Annotated in this window: 19 protein-coding genes and 3 tRNA genes; 7 read left to right on the top strand and 15 right to left on the bottom strand. The window is 64.1% G+C overall.

The features are described 5' to 3' along the window. Window positions 1-106: 106 nt before the first annotated feature. Window positions 107-508: a hypothetical protein gene (locus NL241_RS07565; RefSeq protein ID WP_494397199.1), complete on the bottom strand. Its 402-nt coding sequence runs from the start codon at window positions 506-508 to the stop codon at window positions 107-109. A 1079-nt stretch (window positions 509-1587) separates the two neighbouring features. Here NL241_RS07565 and NL241_RS07560 point away from each other — a divergent pair. Further along, entirely contained in the window at window positions 1588-2592 is a 1005-nt protein-coding gene (locus NL241_RS07560; protein ID WP_494397198.1) for an endonuclease/exonuclease/phosphatase family protein, read from the top strand. A 58-nt stretch (window positions 2593-2650) separates the two neighbouring features. On the opposite strand, the gene rplA is transcribed toward NL241_RS07560, so the two are convergent. From rplA to NL241_RS07495, 13 genes are all read right to left on the bottom strand, one after another. Then, on the bottom strand, window positions 2651-3361 hold the full coding sequence (rplA, locus tag NL241_RS07555) for a 50S ribosomal protein L1 (protein ID WP_494397197.1): 711 nt from the start codon (window positions 3359-3361) through the stop codon (window positions 2651-2653). Between the two features lie 70 nt (window positions 3362-3431). Next, on the bottom strand, window positions 3432-3860 hold the full coding sequence (rplK, locus tag NL241_RS07550) for a 50S ribosomal protein L11 (RefSeq protein ID WP_011895939.1): 429 nt from the start codon (window positions 3858-3860) through the stop codon (window positions 3432-3434). A 28-nt stretch (window positions 3861-3888) separates the two neighbouring features. Continuing rightward, entirely contained in the window at window positions 3889-4689 is an 801-nt protein-coding gene (gene nusG, locus NL241_RS07545; protein ID WP_487691496.1) for a transcription termination/antitermination protein NusG, read from the bottom strand. A 64-nt stretch (window positions 4690-4753) separates the two neighbouring features. Beyond that, the gene (gene secE / locus NL241_RS07540; RefSeq protein ID WP_494397196.1) at window positions 4754-5203 is read right to left on the bottom strand and encodes a preprotein translocase subunit SecE; all 450 of its coding nucleotides are present in this window, start codon (window positions 5201-5203) and stop codon (window positions 4754-4756) included. A gap of 95 nt (window positions 5204-5298) precedes the next feature. Next, window positions 5299-5371 (bottom strand) — tRNA-Trp (locus NL241_RS07535). Window positions 5372-5511: 140 nt separating this feature from the next. Beyond that, window positions 5512-6015 (bottom strand): (3R)-hydroxyacyl-ACP dehydratase subunit HadC, encoded by a 504-nt coding sequence (gene hadC / locus NL241_RS07530; protein ID WP_487691498.1) that lies wholly within the window; start codon window positions 6013-6015, stop codon window positions 5512-5514. 3 nt (window positions 6016-6018) lie between these two features. Continuing rightward, a complete protein-coding gene (gene hadB, locus NL241_RS07525) occupies window positions 6019-6447 on the bottom strand; it encodes a (3R)-hydroxyacyl-ACP dehydratase subunit HadB (protein WP_487691499.1) in 429 nt (142 codons plus the stop codon). Next, window positions 6434-6886 (bottom strand): (3R)-hydroxyacyl-ACP dehydratase subunit HadA, encoded by a 453-nt coding sequence (gene hadA / locus NL241_RS07520; protein ID WP_487691923.1) that lies wholly within the window; start codon window positions 6884-6886, stop codon window positions 6434-6436. Before hadA ends, hadB begins: the two co-directional genes overlap by 14 nt. Window positions 6887-6982: 96 nt before the next feature. Continuing rightward, window positions 6983-7150 (bottom strand): 50S ribosomal protein L33, encoded by a 168-nt coding sequence (rpmG, locus tag NL241_RS07515; protein WP_068915518.1) that lies wholly within the window; start codon window positions 7148-7150, stop codon window positions 6983-6985. A 35-nt stretch (window positions 7151-7185) separates the two neighbouring features. Next, window positions 7186-7259: transfer RNA gene (locus NL241_RS07510), tRNA-Met, on the bottom strand. Between the two features lie 36 nt (window positions 7260-7295). After that, window positions 7296-7368: transfer RNA gene (locus tag NL241_RS07505), tRNA-Thr, on the bottom strand. 133 nt (window positions 7369-7501) lie between these two features. Further along, on the bottom strand, window positions 7502-8689 hold the full coding sequence (locus tag NL241_RS07500) for a globin domain-containing protein (protein WP_494397195.1): 1188 nt from the start codon (window positions 8687-8689) through the stop codon (window positions 7502-7504). Beyond that, complete coding sequence (locus NL241_RS07495) at window positions 8686-9135, bottom strand: Rrf2 family transcriptional regulator (protein WP_487691501.1); 450 nt, start codon at window positions 9133-9135, stop codon at window positions 8686-8688. The genes NL241_RS07500 and NL241_RS07495 overlap by 4 nt, the downstream gene beginning before the upstream one ends. A 124-nt stretch (window positions 9136-9259) precedes the next feature. Here NL241_RS07495 and NL241_RS07490 point away from each other — a divergent pair, with 124 nt between their 5' ends. The 4 genes from NL241_RS07490 (at window position 9260) to NL241_RS07475 (ending at window position 11940) form a co-directional block, all read left to right on the top strand. Further along, on the top strand, window positions 9260-9982 hold the full coding sequence (locus NL241_RS07490; RefSeq protein ID WP_494397194.1) for an MBL fold metallo-hydrolase: 723 nt from the start codon (window positions 9260-9262) through the stop codon (window positions 9980-9982). 72 nt (window positions 9983-10054) lie between these two features. After that, complete coding sequence (locus NL241_RS07485; protein ID WP_494397193.1) at window positions 10055-10753, top strand: crotonase/enoyl-CoA hydratase family protein; 699 nt, start codon at window positions 10055-10057, stop codon at window positions 10751-10753. A 2-nt stretch (window positions 10754-10755) separates the two neighbouring features. Next, a complete protein-coding gene (locus NL241_RS07480; protein ID WP_494397192.1) occupies window positions 10756-11403 on the top strand; it encodes a TetR/AcrR family transcriptional regulator in 648 nt (215 codons plus the stop codon). A 162-nt stretch (window positions 11404-11565) separates the two neighbouring features. Then, window positions 11566-11940, top strand: coding sequence for a hypothetical protein (locus tag NL241_RS07475; RefSeq protein WP_494397191.1), 375 nt, complete (start codon window positions 11566-11568; stop codon window positions 11938-11940). A gap of 14 nt (window positions 11941-11954) precedes the next feature. On the opposite strand, the gene NL241_RS07470 is transcribed toward NL241_RS07475, so the two are convergent. Next, entirely contained in the window at window positions 11955-12410 is a 456-nt protein-coding gene (locus NL241_RS07470; RefSeq protein ID WP_494397190.1) for a carboxymuconolactone decarboxylase family protein, read from the bottom strand. Window positions 12411-12497: 87 nt separating this feature from the next. Between NL241_RS07470 and NL241_RS07465 the strand changes: the two genes are divergently transcribed. Next, the gene (locus NL241_RS07465; protein ID WP_494397189.1) at window positions 12498-13478 is read left to right on the top strand and encodes a pirin family protein; all 981 of its coding nucleotides are present in this window, start codon (window positions 12498-12500) and stop codon (window positions 13476-13478) included. Next, the gene (locus NL241_RS07460; protein ID WP_494397188.1) at window positions 13478-13810 is read left to right on the top strand and encodes a GNAT family N-acetyltransferase; all 333 of its coding nucleotides are present in this window, start codon (window positions 13478-13480) and stop codon (window positions 13808-13810) included. Before NL241_RS07465 ends, NL241_RS07460 begins: the two co-directional genes overlap by 1 nt. The last annotated feature ends 10 nt before the right edge of the window (window positions 13811-13820 follow it).

Raw genomic sequence — 13820 nt, 5'->3', positions numbered from 1 at the left:
ACCGCGTATCCACAACGGCGCCAAACTCGAAACGGCGCGACCCGTCGACTGACGGGCCGCGCCGTTCGAGACAGCAACAGACCAAGGTCGTGCTTGAGCTTCCTATTTAGCCCGCGGTGCCGTAGGGGCCAACACGGAAGATCCGTGCAAACTCGTTGAGAGCCGTGGCAGCCAGACCAACCACAAACTCGCCAACCTGGTAGAACCATCCGGCGATCGGCTGGACGATGTTGGTCCAGATGAACTGGATCGGGTTGAAGTCGCTGATGGCACCAACAGCGGCGGCACCTGCAGTATCGACGGCGGCGTTCAGACCGGTCGGCACGACAGGCAGGCTGCTGAGCTCGGAAGAAACGGAGCTGCCAATGCTCTGCGCGACAGGCGCGAAGGCCGGCGTGGCCTCGGCGATGGCCGGCGTGATGGTGGCAGCGGCAACGACCGCCACAGCTGCAGTGCCGACCTTGACCCTGGTCGAAGCCGAAGAAATTCTTGCGGCAATGGTGGACATTGTCCCCCCTCTTTTCACGGTTGTTTCCTGAGCGGACCCTCAGGTTGCTGTAAGCATCTCAGGCTCCGCGTATCCCGTCAAGGCGAACGGGCTGCTCACGACGTGTCCGGGAGGTTAAATCTAACGCCGCCAACGCATGCGCACCGAAGTTTGCCGGGGAATCCAGCACCCCAGGGCACTTTCAGCAAAACGACGCCACCCGACGGTCTCTGGTGACATGCGGTTGCGCATCCGTGGCCGCCGCCTGCCGCTGTCCTGCGGTGATCGGCGTAAACCTACCGGCCCTGCCTGTGGGGGCGGTCGAGCCCAGCGCGAGGAACAGGTTTCATTTCTGCCAGCCTGAGCCAGACGTCGACGCACTATGCAGTTTCCAGCAACATGCGCGTGGCGACCCTGGTCGCCCCACTGGCGTGCTGTGAAACTCGCTTACTGTCGGCTGTCTGAGTACTGAAGAAGTGCACTGTGCGCGTGTCGACGTACACCCAATGCAACTACTGGTGCCCGCGCGGCTCATTTGGCAGTGGAGCAGCCGCTCCGGCGCACTTGCGACCTTCAACGCTTACACAGGTGAACCGATGGGGGCCGCGGCGCGGATTAGGCGGGTCCGATGCCAATGAAATTCGATCCGCGGTCCGTGCGCCAACTACACAGCGCGTGCCGCCCGTGAGCCGCTTCTGGGTGAGTCGGCACGCCCAACTGCACACTTGACGTCAATTTTGCTGCTGGACAAGCCTGTCAGCGTAAGGTGTCACCGTGCGGGGTGATGTATGCATGTGCGGCCATGACCGCTCGGCCCATGAGCATTACAGGCGAGGTACCGAATGTTCACTGTGCGATTGCCCAAGGCATCGCCGGGACACGGCCCTGAACCGTTTCATCGTGAGAGTGCTGCGCAAATAAGCTGAGTGGCTCGAACTCGTTGCAGCGCAACCAGTTCCACCCCAAAGTTCCAGCCTGCCATCCACCAGTGGATCCCGTGCCCGCGTCTTTAGGTAGGTGATCGCATGGCGATGTGCACGCCAAGCCAACCCGCACCACCGCTGGTAGCCTGTCCGCAGTAGTTGGCGCACAGGGAGGATGTGCTGCTCTCGATGCGCAGACCTCGGGTTCTCTGGGCGATTCTTGCAGTTGTCGCAGTCCTGTCAGCCATTGCCATCCAATTTGTCCGGGCGCAGCCGATCACCAATGTGCTCGAACTCGTTGTGGCTGTCGGCGCACCTTACATCTCTCTTGCGGTGGCGCTCTCAGGCGTTGCGCTAGCGCTGCTGTCACGCCGCGTGATTCTGTCTGTCGTCGCCGTGTGCGTCGCCGTGGCAGCGTTGGCGATCCAAGTGCCGTGGTACTACATCGGAAACTCCCCCGTTGCGGATAGCCCGGCCGGTGTCAGGGTGCTGTCATCGAATCTGCGTTTGGGACAGGCAGATCCATCCTCATTTGTTGCGATTGCCAAGCAGAACGCCGACGTGATCACCGTGTCGGAGCTGACGCCGAAGGCGGTTGAGAACTTCGAAAGCGCCGGAATTGCTTCAGACTTCCCGCATACGGTGCTGGCCCCTCGGCCAGGCGCAGGCGGGATCGGACTCTACAGCCGTTTTCCCCTGACCGCTGTCCCGCCGGGAAAACCGCGGGATTACAGCATGGCAGCAGCGCGGGTGGATGTCCCCGGCGTTCGGTTCGATCCACTGGTGGCCAGCGTGCACGTCACTTCCCCGGTCGCGTCCAAGAGAAACACCGTGGACCAGTGGCGTATTGGGGTTGGCGCGGTGAAGACGGCGATGGGCGCCTTCGCCGTCGCGACTGACCCCGGCGCAGTCATCGTCGCCGGCGACTTCAACAGCACTCCGGACGAGCGTCAGTTCCGCGACCTGATGAGCAACGGCTACCGCGATGCCGTCGAACAAACCGGAGCCGGCTTCGCACCGACGTTCCCGTCCCGCACATGGCATCCTCCGCTGCTGACGATCGATCACGTGATCACCAGAAATGCTGCGGCAGAGTCGATCAAGACGGTGTTCATCCCCGGCTCCGACCACCGAGCACTGCTGGCAACCGTCAACGTGCCGCTGGATCCCACCGCCTCCTGAGACGACGAGACCCTCGATGCGACAAGCGCATCGAGGGTCTCGTGGGCAGATTGCGTTCTTACGCTTCTTCGGTGAAGTTGCGCGTGACGGCCGGGTCCACCGGGATGCCGGGGCCGGTGGTGGTCGAGACGGTGACCTTCTTCAGGTAGCGGCCCTTCGACGACGACGGCTTGGCCCGCAGGATCTCGTCCACCGCGGCGCCGTAGTTCTCGGCCAGCTTCTTCTCGTCGAAGGAGGCTTTGCCGATGACGAAGTGCAGGTTGGCCTGCTTGTCGACGCGGAAGTTGATCTTGCCGCCCTTGATGTCCTGCACGGCCTTGGCCACGTCGGCGGTCACGGTGCCGGTCTTGGGGTTCGGCATCAGGCCACGGGGGCCGAGCACGCGGGCGATGCGGCCCACTTTGGCCATCTGATCGGGGGTGGCGATCGCGGCGTCGAAGTCCAGGAAGCCGCCCTGGATCTTTTCGATCAGATCGTCGCTGCCCACCACGTCGGCGCCTGCGGCGGTGGCCTGCTCGGCCTTGTCGCCCACGGCGAACACCGCGACGCGGGCGGTCTTGCCGGTGCCGTTGGGCAGGTTCACGGTGCCACGGACCATCTGGTCGGCCTTGCGGGGATCCACACCGAGGCGGATCGCGACCTCGACGGTGGCGTCCTGCTTCTTCGACGAGGTTTCCTTGGCCAGCTTCGCCGCTTCGAGCGGGCTGTAGAGCTTGGTCTTGTCGACCTTCTCGGCCGCTTCGCGATATGCTTTGCTGTTCTTGCTCATTGATGTCTCCAGTTCAGAGTGTGTGGTTTGCGGGCCGATGCCAGCCCTCCCACGGATGGGGTGGCGCTATCTACTCGACCGTGATGCCCATGGACCGGGCGGTGCCGGCGATGATCTTGGCGGCCTGGTCGATGTCGTTGGCGTTGAGATCTTCCTTCTTGGTCTCGGCGATCTCACGCACCTGATCCCAGGTGACCTTGGCGACCTTGGTCTTGTGCGGCTCGCCGGATCCCTTGGGCACGCCGGCAGCCTTGAGCAGCAGCTTGGCAGCAGGCGGGGTCTTCAGGGCGAACGTGAAGCTGCGGTCCTCGTAGACGGTGATCTCCACAGGGATGACATTGCCGCGCTGCGACTCGGTCGCGGCGTTGTACGCCTTGCAGAACTCCATGATGTTGACGCCGTGCTGACCGAGCGCGGGACCCACAGGCGGGGCAGGGTTGGCCTGACCAGCCTGGATCTGGAGCTTGATCAGCCCGGTGACCTTCTTCTTCGGGGGCATGCTGGGTGTTCCTTTTCTTTTCTTGTCTTTAGATCTTGGCGACCTGGGTGAAGGTCAGTTCCACGGGTGTCTCGCGGCCGAAGATGGACACCAGCACCTTGAGCTTCTGCTGCTCGGCGTTGACCTCGCTGATCGACGCGGGCAGCGTGGCGAACGGACCGTCCATGACGGTGACCGATTCGCCGACCTCGTAATCGACCTCGATGACCGGGCGCTCGAGCGTGGCTTCGGTGGAGGCCGCGGCGGCGGCACCGCTGGTGGCCTTGGCCGGCTTCTTCGGCTGGCCCTGCGGCAGCAGGAACTTCACCACGTCGTTGAGCGACAGGGCCGTCGGGCGCGACGTCGCGCCCACGAAGCCGGTGACACCCGGGGTGTTACGCACCGCAGACCAGGAGTCGTCGGTCAGGTCCATCCGCACCAGGATGTAGCCGGGCAGCACCTTGCGGTTGACCTGCTTGCGCTGGCCGTTCTTGATCTCGGTGACCTCTTCGGTGGGCACCTCGACCTGGAAGATGTAGTCGCCGACGTCGAGGTTCTGCACGCGGGTTTCGAGGTTGGCTTTCACCTTGTTCTCGTAGCCGGCGTAAGAGTGGATGACGTACCAGTCACCGGGCTTGCTGCGCAGCTCCCTCTTCAGGGTGACGGCCGGATCTTCATCCTCGTCCACCTCGGGGGCCTCGACGGCGTCTGCCGCACCCTCGGGCGCGGCGTCCTCGGTGGCCTCGACCGCGCCGGCGGTGTCGTCGGCCGGCGTCGCCGAGTCAGCGGCGTCGGTGGTCGTCGACTCGCCCGACTCAGCTGCGGGCTGGTCGCCCTCGAAGCTAGTCACGGTTGTCAGTCCTCTCTTACAGTTCAGCAGTTCCGGTGACGGTGACCGTCATGGTGCAACTCCGCTAGCCGAATACCAGCGAAATCAGCTTGCCCAGACCCAGGTCCACCCCGCTGATCAGCGCCACCATGAAGGCCAGGAACACCAGTACCACGGAGGTGTAGGTGACCATCTGCTTGCGGTTCGGCCAGATGACCTTGCGCAGCTCCGCCACCACCTGCTTGAGGTAGGTGAGGACAAAGAGGAACGGATTCCGGGACGGGCCGTCGGCCGCGTCCTTTTTCGTCTTCGCCTTGGGCGCCTTGCCGGATCCATTGGTGCTGGCGTCGGTGTCGACCTCGGTCGACGGCTCGGCGTCAGCGGTATCGCCGGCCAGCGCCCGCTGACGCGAACGCTTGCCGGTTGGACGCTGCGGGGTCACCGTGCCCGTCGCCACCGCTTGGCCGCCCTGGTCACCGGTGTTCTGGTCCGTGGTGCCGTCGGCTGCGTCGGCGTTGTCGCGCTCGTCGCTCACCGCATGCTCCTTCGTGGTCCCTGTCTGGGAGGGCCCTGGTTCCCGTGTCGAACAGCTCGGGTTCCAGTGTCCACCATCTCGATTATTCAGTTGAGCAGGGGCGACAGGACTTGAACCTGCAACCTGCGGTTTTGGAGACCGCTGCTCTGCCAGTTGAGCTACGCCCCTTCGCGGGTTGGATTCCAACCCTCAAAGGTGGGGCTCCACATAACTCGCGCGCTACCCGAGTCGGTCAAACCGCCGGACAGCGCGCTTGGTTACAGGAGATATCCCGAGGTCCGAGTGTACAACGGGGTAATGGCTATCTACTAATCCGCGACTCGGGTGACTTGACCAGTGGCGATGTCGAACTTGATCTTCGCGGACGCTTCACCCTGCTGGCCCATCAAGGTGGTGAAGGCTTCCAGGATCGTCTCGCCGTGTTCGTCGAACAGGGTGTTCCGGGTGACGACGATATCGGCGCCGAAACGCTCGGTCACCGAGATCACTTCCATCACGGGAAAGAGCTTGTCGCCCACTTTGATCGGCTTGTGGTACAGGAACTGCTGATCCACCTGGACGATCTGCATGGTCTCGAAGCCGGTGTCGACCTTGCGGAAGAAGTCCTGCTGCACCAGCAGCGCGACGGTCGAGACGAAGGTCAAGGGCGCCAGCAGGCTGTCATGGCCCAGCGCGGCGGCTGCATCCTCGTCGTAGAACGCCGCATCGTCGTTTTTGACCGCCCGGGCGAACTCACGGACCTTCTCCCGGCCCACGACGAAGTGATCGTCGTACTTGTGGACCATCCCGAGGATGTCAGTTTTGATGGCCATCCGTTATGCCAGCTTCGCTTTCGCCACCGCGCGCCCGAAGATCTTCTTGCCACCGGTGGTCGCGGTGAGCGCGATGGTGACCAACTTGTCTTCGGGGTCGACGGACTTGACCCGGCCGCTGAACACCAGCTCGGCGCCCTTGCCGTCGTTGGGCACCGGCACCACTGCGGTGAAGCGCACGTTGTACTCGGTGACCGCGCCGGGGTCACCCACCCAGGAAGAGACGAACCCGCCACCGAGGCCCATGGTGAGCATGCCGTGCGCGATCGCCACGTCCAGGCCCACCAGCTGCGCGATTTCGTCATCCCAGTGGATGGGGTTCAGATCGCCGGAGACGCCGGCGTAATTCACCAGGTCCTGCCGGGTCAGCGGAATGACCTTCTCCGGCAGCACGTCGCCGACCTTGACCGAACTGAACTCACGCAGAGCCATCGTTGAAGCCACTCTCTCCGTTTTCTTCGCTACGCCCCGCAAGGGTGGTGTAGGACTCCTGAACTAACTCGCCGTCCTGATTCGAGATCAGAACCTTGGTGACGATGATGTCGGTGCCGTGAGCCTGCCGGACCGAATGCACGTACACATCGCTGTAGAGCTTGTCGCCCACCTGGATCGGCTTCAGGAATTTGAACTCCTGGTCCACCTGGACGATCTGCCGATCGGAGATGCCGATCTCAGCATCCTTGAAGAAAGCCAACTGCGAGGTGTATCCGAAGACGGAGACGAAAGTCAGCGGCGCCACCAGGCTGCTGTACCCGAGCTCCGCGGCGGCACTCTCCTCGAAGAACAGGGGATCGTCGTTCTTCACTGCGACGGCGTACTCGCGAATCTTCTCGCGCTCCACCTCGTAATGGTCGGGGTAGCGGTAATGCATCCCGACCAGGTTTCCGGACAACGGCACGGGTTGAACCTACCTAGATCGACTCAACAACAGTTAACGGGCCGACCACCCGGTCGACCCGTTAGGGAATCAGCGCGATTCGCGGTGACCCTGATGCTTGCCACAGTTCGGGCAGAACTTCTTCAGCTCCAGCCGATCGGGGTCGTTGCGGCGGTTCTTCTTGGTGATGTAGTTGCGGTGCTTGCACACCTCGCACGCCAAAGTGATCTTCGGCCGAACGTCAGTACTCGAGGCCACGATTCGTCCTTTTCCAACACGTCTTGTCTGTCTTGTAGCGGTGGGGAGGCTCGATCTCCCGACCTCACGATTATGAGTCGTGCGCTCTAACCAGCTGAGCTACACCGCCCCGATAGGCACGGGCGGCGCCGCCGCCGCGCTACCGAGCCCCCTAACGGAATCGAACCGTTGACCTTTTCCTTACCATGGAAACGCTCTACCGACTGAGCTAAGGGGGCCTGCACCCTCTGCAGCAGCGCACGCTGTTGCTCGGGCCTTAAAGAGGGTACAGCCTGGGGCATTTAGACGCCAAACCGCTGGTCAACACCAGCGGCTTGGCGACAAAATGACCATTCGGGCTTCGGTGGCGGGCTACCCCAGCAGCCAGTCATTGGGCGAGAACAGCTCGCAGTGCACCCGCTCGGCCGGCAGGCCCCGGTCCACCAGTTGGGGACGCACCGCCTGGACGAAGCCGTCCGCCCCGCACAGATAGACGTGCGCGTCCTCGGGCAGGTCGATTCCGTCGAGCACCATGCGGCCCGCGTGGACGTTGGGCTCCCCCGCGGTCACCCCGTCCTCGTACCAAACGTCGAGGGTGGCATTCGGCAGGGCATCAACGAGTTCGCGCTGCCTCTCCCGCAGCGGATGAGCGCCGTCGCCCCGGTCGGCGTGCAGCACCTGCACCCGCGTCTCGGATTGTTCAGCGGCGAGGTACTCCAGCAGGCCGATCATCGGCGTCACGCCGATACCCGCCGAGATCAACACCAGCGGTACCCCCCGGCGAGGGGTGGGCAGGTCCCCGAACGGCACGGTGACATCCAGCAGGTCCCCGACACGCAGGTTGGCCTGGATCCACTCCGAGACCTCACCGGCCGGCTTGACCGCGAAGGTCAGTTCGCCGCCATCGGCGTTCACCAGGCTGTACTGGCGTAGCTGCCGCGCACCGTCGGGCAGCGTGACGCCCACCGAGACATATTGCCCGGGAAGGGTTTTGAACTGGTCGGCGCCGGCGACGGTGACCAGTACCGCCCCGGAAGGGTCATCGACTCGCCCGGTCACCCGCATCCGCCGGTACACATCACCGGGCTGCACTCCCGCGGCGGCGTAGAGATCGCGTTCCAGGGCGATCAACGTGTCCGCCATGATCCAGAACACCCGATCCCAGGCCGCGGCCACCTCCGCGGTCACCGTGTCCGCGCCCAGCACCTCGACGATGGCGGCGAAGAGATGCTCGTGGACGATCGAGTACTGATCGGCGGTGATACCCAGCGACGCGTGCTTGTGCCCGATCCGGGACAGCAGATCGGCCGGATGCGGCAGGCTGGGATCCACCAGATGGGCGGCGAAGGTGGCGATTGATGCGGCCAGCGCCCGCTGCTGCGCACCCTGGGCCTGATTGCCGCGGTTGAACAGATTGCGCAACAACTCCGGGTGCGCCTCGAACATCCGACGATAGAACTCTGTTGTGATCTCGTCGATGTGCGCACCCACCAACGGCAATGTGGCCGTGATGGTTTCGGCGTACTGCGGCTGGAGTTCCTCGCGGGTGGAGGCGGTCATCGTGGATTCCTTTCCATCGGGGTGAGGCTCAAGAGTTGGAGCGCTGGAGTGCGCACCAGGTCTGTGACGGTGTAGCGGTCGAGTTCGGCGTAGAAGGCGTTCTTGGCGTCGGCGAGCGCGCGGCGCAGCCGGCACCCGGCGATCAGCGGGCAGAGTGCGGCGCCCTCGCAGTCGATGACCTCGCGATCGCCTTCCAGCTCGCGCACCAGCCACCCGATGGACGCGGCCCGGCCGGCGTCGGTGAGCGACAGACCGCCCACCCTCCCCCGCCGGGCGTGCACCAACCCCAGGTCCACCAGCCGGGAAACGGCTTTGGCGATGTGGTTCTCCGAAGCGCCGGCACCGGCGGCAATGTGGCGGGTGGTGACCCGCTGCTCGCTGGTCTCGCCCGCGGCCAGCAACATCATGGCCCGCAACCCCAGGTCGGTGAATCGGGTGAGTTGCATGCTGGCGACGCTACTAATTGCGCATCGTAGATGCGACTTTTCAGGCTGTGCCGTTAAACACCCCATGACGTGCGGTTTTTAGACCTGCGATAACGAGTCGTAGAGAGCCTTCTACGCTGGCCGAATGGCTTCCAGCGCAGATGACCGCCTCTACTTTCGCCAGCTCCTCTCCGGGCGGGACTTCGCCGCCGGCGACATGATCGCCACCCAGATGCGCAACTTCTCCTATCTGATCGGCGACAAAGAGACCAAGGATTGCGTCGTCGTCGACCCGGCGTACGCCGCCAACGACCTGCTCGACATCCTCGAGGCGGACGGCATGACGCTTTCGGGTGTGCTGGTAACTCATCACCACCCCGACCACGTTGGCGGAACGATGATGGGTTTCACGCTCAAAGGCCTGGCCGAACTGCTGGAACGGCAGAACACCCCGGTTCACGTCAACACCCATGAGGCGCAGTGGGTTTCACGCATCACCGAGATCCCGTTGGGCGACCTGACGGCCCACGAACACGGCGACAAGGTGCATGTGGGCGCCGTGGAGATCGAACTGCTGCACACCCCCGGCCACACCCCGGGCAGCCAGTGCTTCCTCCTTGATGGTCGCCTGGTCGCGGGCGACACCCTGTTCCTGGACGGGTGCGGACGTACCGACTTCCCGGGCGGCAACGTCGACGACATGTTCCGGAGCCTCCAGCAGCTGGCCACCCTCAGCGGCGACCCTGTGGTTTTCCCGGGCCACTGGTACTCGGAGGAGCCCAGCGCGCCACTGGAAAGCGTCAAACGCAACAACTACGTGTATCGCGCCTCCAGCCTGGATCAGTGGCGCACTTTGATGGGCGGCTGACATTCCTTGACGTTTCGGAACGCTGTTACGTAACGTCGCTTCGAAACGTCATCGGCATGCGGAGGAGCAGTCATGAGCGGCGCGGTCATCTATCGGCACGACGAGTCCATCGCGGTAATCACCCTCGACGACGGCAAAGCCAACGTCCTCGGGTTGGGCATGCAGCAAGCCATCAACGACGCACTGGACAATGCCGAACGCGATGACGTCGGCGCGGTGGTGATCGCCGGAAACCAGAAGGTGTTCAGCGGCGGATTCGACCTGAAGGTGTTTCAGTCCGGGGATGTCGACGCATCTGTGGCCATGCTGCAGGGCGGCTTCGAGCTGTCGCACCGACTCCTGTCGTTTCCCCGCCCGGTGGTGATGGCCTGCACCGGCCACGCCATCGCGATGGGCGCCTTCCTGCTGGCCAGCGGCGATCACCGCATCGCCGCCCCCGGGTACAACATCCAAGCCAACGAAGTTGCCATCGGCATGGTGCTGCCATACGCCGCGCTGGAGGTGATGAGGCTGCGCCTGACCCGGGCCGCCTATCAGCAGTCGGCGGGCCTGGCGAAGGTGTACTTCGGCGAAGCGGCGCTGGCAGCGGGCTGGATCGATGAGATCGCGCTGCCGGAGGCGGTCTTGGAGCGCGCCGAGGAATCCGCGCGCGAGTTCGCCAAACTGCACCGCGGCGCGCACGCGGCATCGAAACTGCGGGCCCGCGCAGAGGCGCTTGAGGGGATCCGCGCGGGTATCGACAACATGAAGGCCGAGTTCGGAATCAAGTAGCCGTGCCGCGGGCCAAGCAACGGACCCCGGAGTTACGCGAGCGCGTGCTGTCGGTGGCCGTGGAGGTGCTGAGTGAAGACGGCGTCTCGGGGCTGACCACCCGCCGGGTCGCCGAACGCGCGGGCACGTCGGTGCCGGCGGTCTATGAACTGTTCACCGACAAGGCGGGTTTGGTCCGCGAGGTGTACTTCGAGGGGTTCCGGCGACTGGGACGGGCGATGGCCGCAGTCCCCGAGACCGCCGACCCGGTCGCCGATCTGAAACACCTGATCCCGGTGTTCCGCCGGTTCTGCCTGAACTACCCGGCACTGGCCCGGGTCATGTTCTCGCGCCCCTTCCAGGATTTCGACCCCGGACCCGCCGAGCTCGCCGCCTCACCCAGTGTGCGAGACATCCTGATCCGCAAGGTGCAACGGTGCGTCGACGTCGGGCACCTGCACGGCAGCCCGGTCGACATCGCCCACGTCCTGTTGGCGTTGGCGCAAGGACTGGCCGTACAAGAAGGCGGCCGCTGGCTGGGGGCGACCCAGGAGTCGGTGGACCGCCGTTGGACGGTCGGGGTGGCAAGCGTGCTGCGTGGCTTTGCTGATATTGGCCCGAAGGCTACTGAGCGCAAGCCGAACAGAATGAAAACCATCGAGAATTCTTAACCTCTTGAATCTAGCTCACCTCCAACGCTTTTCGAGGATGCGATGAGGCGAAGATGACTCCTCGGGACGCCGGAAGAAGAATTTAACTGGTAACGTTCGGCACTCCTGCGCGATGTAATGGGGGACCAAACAGTGGTCCGATGTGACGAAGGGGTTATGCCGGTGAGCGAGAAATCTGGGGGGATGGCCCAGAAGGCCAGACAGTTGGGAATTCTTGGGATCGGCTCGCTGGTGATTGCAACAGGTTTCATGAGCCTCTCTAGTGCCTCAGCTAGTGCAGAAATCAGAGAGACAGCGCCGCGGCCGAATGTGACGAGTCGCCAAGCAACAGTCATTGACCAGAACGCTCTGCGCCGCACGGCTCAAGGGGAGGCACGCGGCGGACTCGGCGATACACGGACCGCGGACGACGGGGTGATTCACGCACAAGGCGAGGTGAGAGACAGCGTGAAAGCTGTGCCGGGCACCAAGGCCGCTCCGTTCAATCTGTCCAGTAAAGGAACGTTCCGTTCAGGCGCACCTATCGGCAGCTGGTGACCAACCGCCTCTGACTATGGTTTGACCGGGTGTCGACTCAGAATCGACACCCGGTTGAACGCGTTGATGGCGATGGCCACCCAGACCACCGCTGACACTTCCCCATCGGTCAAAACCGCACGGGCACGGCCATATTCACGTTCGGCAGTGTCATGATCGGGCAGCGTCGTGGTGATTTCGGCCAGCCGCAAAGCGGCCTGTTCCCGGGCGTCGAACAGTTCGGTGTCGCGCCACTGTGACAGCGTGGCCAGTTGCCGGGAGCTCACACCGGCGGCCGCGGCTTTACGGACATGGACGTCCAGGCAGGTGGCGCAGCCGTTGATCTGCGACACCCGGACATTGATCAATTCCACGAGTGTGCGGGGTAGCCCGTTGTCTTTGGCTGCGGCGCTCACTGCCGTCGCGACCCCAACGGCTGCCCGGTAAGCATCCGGCGCCGCTTTGTCGATCAACACATGCTTGGTGTCCATCGCCCGCCTTCGAGTTGGCCCGCTCGCGCGCGGGTAGGGTCGACCTGTGTCGTCGATGGTAGCCAGCCTCCAGCGGGTGAACGTCCGATGAGCAATCTCGACACGGCTCCCGTCGAGATGGATTGCACAGCCGGACCCAGCAGCGGGATCGAGATTCTCGAGCCGCGCGACGTGCCGCTGGGTGGCCCCCGCGCCATGCGGGTGCGCCGGACCTTGCCGCAGCGGCAGCGGTCGCTCATCGGCGCGTGGTGTTTCGCCGACCACTACGGACCCGACGATGTTCGCGGTGGCCCAGGCATGAACGTCCCGCCCCATCCCCACACCGGACTCCAAACCGTGAGCTGGCTGTTCGCCGGCGAAATCGAACATCGGGACAGCAATGACGTCCACGCGATGGTGCATCCCGGTGAACTGAATCTGATGACCGCCGGGGCCGGCATCTGCCATTCCGAGGTGTCTACCTCTGCCACCACGATCCTGCACGGGGTGCAGCTCTGGGTCGCGTTGCCGGATGACGCTCGGGACACCCAGCGGCGCTTCGATCATTACGCGCCCGAGCCTGTCTCGCGTGACGGCGCCACCTTGACGGTGTTCTTGGGCGAACTGGCGGGTCGACGCTCGCCGGTGTCCACTTTCACGCCCCTGCTCGGCGCACAGGTCGACCTGCCGGTGGGCGGCTCATTCACGGCAGAGATCAATCCGGCCTTCGAACACGGTCTGTTGCTCGACATGGGCAGCCTCGAGGTCGCCGGGCATCCGGTGGCTGTGGGCGAGATGGCATATCAAGGCACCGGGCATACGTCATTGGTGCTTACCAACGTCGGTGACGCCCCGGTGCGGGCGGTGCTCCTCGGAGGGGAGCCCTTCACCGAGGAATTGCTGATGTGGTGGAACTTCGTGGGCCGCAGTCACGACGAGATCGCCGCCTTCCGCGAGGAATGGCAAGCGCAGTCGGCACGTTTCGGGGTGGTACACGGCTACGCAGGCGAGCCGGAATGGCTGCCTGCTCCCCCGCTGCCCACAACACGGCTCAAACCTCGACAGCCGCCCCGCCGGAAGGAAAGCTGATGACGCTCACGGACAAAACTGGCGCGCCGCTGGACATCGCGAAAGCCGAGGACAGGTTCGCGGTGTCGGTGGAGGGAACGCCAGTCGGACTGGCGGCGTTCCGTGACCGCGACGGGCAGCGGGTTTTCTTCCACACCGAGGTGGACGACCAGTTCGGCGGTCGTGGTATCGCCACGGTATTGGTCCGTGAAGCGTTGGTCGCCACCCGGGCAGAAGGCCTGCGGATCGTCGCGGTGTGCCCGCTGGTGTCGGCCTACGTCAAAAAGCACCACGAGTTCGATGACATCGTGGACCGGCCGACGCGCGACATCATGCGCTGGCTGGAAAGTTAGCGCGCCGCTC

It is taken from the genome of Mycolicibacterium sp. SMGY-1XX (genome assembly GCF_059132455.1).
Note: the sequence above shows the minus strand (reverse complement) of the source record. Positions and strands in the feature narration are given on the sequence as shown.

Excerpts from the sequence above, each read along its gene's own strand:
- NL241_RS07565 (WP_494397199.1), bottom strand. The coding sequence starts at position 508 with ATGTCCACCATTGCCGCAAGAATTTCTTCGGCTTCGACCAGGGTCAAG.
- rplA (WP_494397197.1), bottom strand. The coding sequence starts at position 3,361 with ATGAGCAAGAACAGCAAAGCATATCGCGAAGCGGCCGAGAAGGTCGAC.
- rplK (WP_011895939.1), bottom strand. The coding sequence starts at position 3,860 with ATGCCCCCGAAGAAGAAGGTCACCGGGCTGATCAAGCTCCAGATCCAG.
- hadC (WP_487691498.1), bottom strand. The coding sequence starts at position 6,015 with ATGGCCATCAAAACTGACATCCTCGGGATGGTCCACAAGTACGACGAT.
- hadB (WP_487691499.1), bottom strand. The coding sequence starts at position 6,447 with ATGGCTCTGCGTGAGTTCAGTTCGGTCAAGGTCGGCGACGTGCTGCCG.
- hadA (WP_487691923.1), bottom strand. The coding sequence starts at position 6,886 with ATGCATTACCGCTACCCCGACCATTACGAGGTGGAGCGCGAGAAGATT.
- NL241_RS07500 (WP_494397195.1), bottom strand. The coding sequence starts at position 8,689 with ATGACCGCCTCCACCCGCGAGGAACTCCAGCCGCAGTACGCCGAAACC.
- NL241_RS07495 (WP_487691501.1), bottom strand. The coding sequence starts at position 9,135 with ATGCAACTCACCCGATTCACCGACCTGGGGTTGCGGGCCATGATGTTG.
- NL241_RS07490 (WP_494397194.1), top strand. The coding sequence starts at position 9,260 with ATGGCTTCCAGCGCAGATGACCGCCTCTACTTTCGCCAGCTCCTCTCC.
- NL241_RS07485 (WP_494397193.1), top strand. The coding sequence starts at position 10,055 with ATGAGCGGCGCGGTCATCTATCGGCACGACGAGTCCATCGCGGTAATC.
- NL241_RS07470 (WP_494397190.1), bottom strand. The coding sequence starts at position 12,410 with ATGGACACCAAGCATGTGTTGATCGACAAAGCGGCGCCGGATGCTTAC.
- NL241_RS07465 (WP_494397189.1), top strand. The coding sequence starts at position 12,498 with ATGAGCAATCTCGACACGGCTCCCGTCGAGATGGATTGCACAGCCGGA.
- NL241_RS07460 (WP_494397188.1), top strand. The coding sequence starts at position 13,478 with ATGACGCTCACGGACAAAACTGGCGCGCCGCTGGACATCGCGAAAGCC.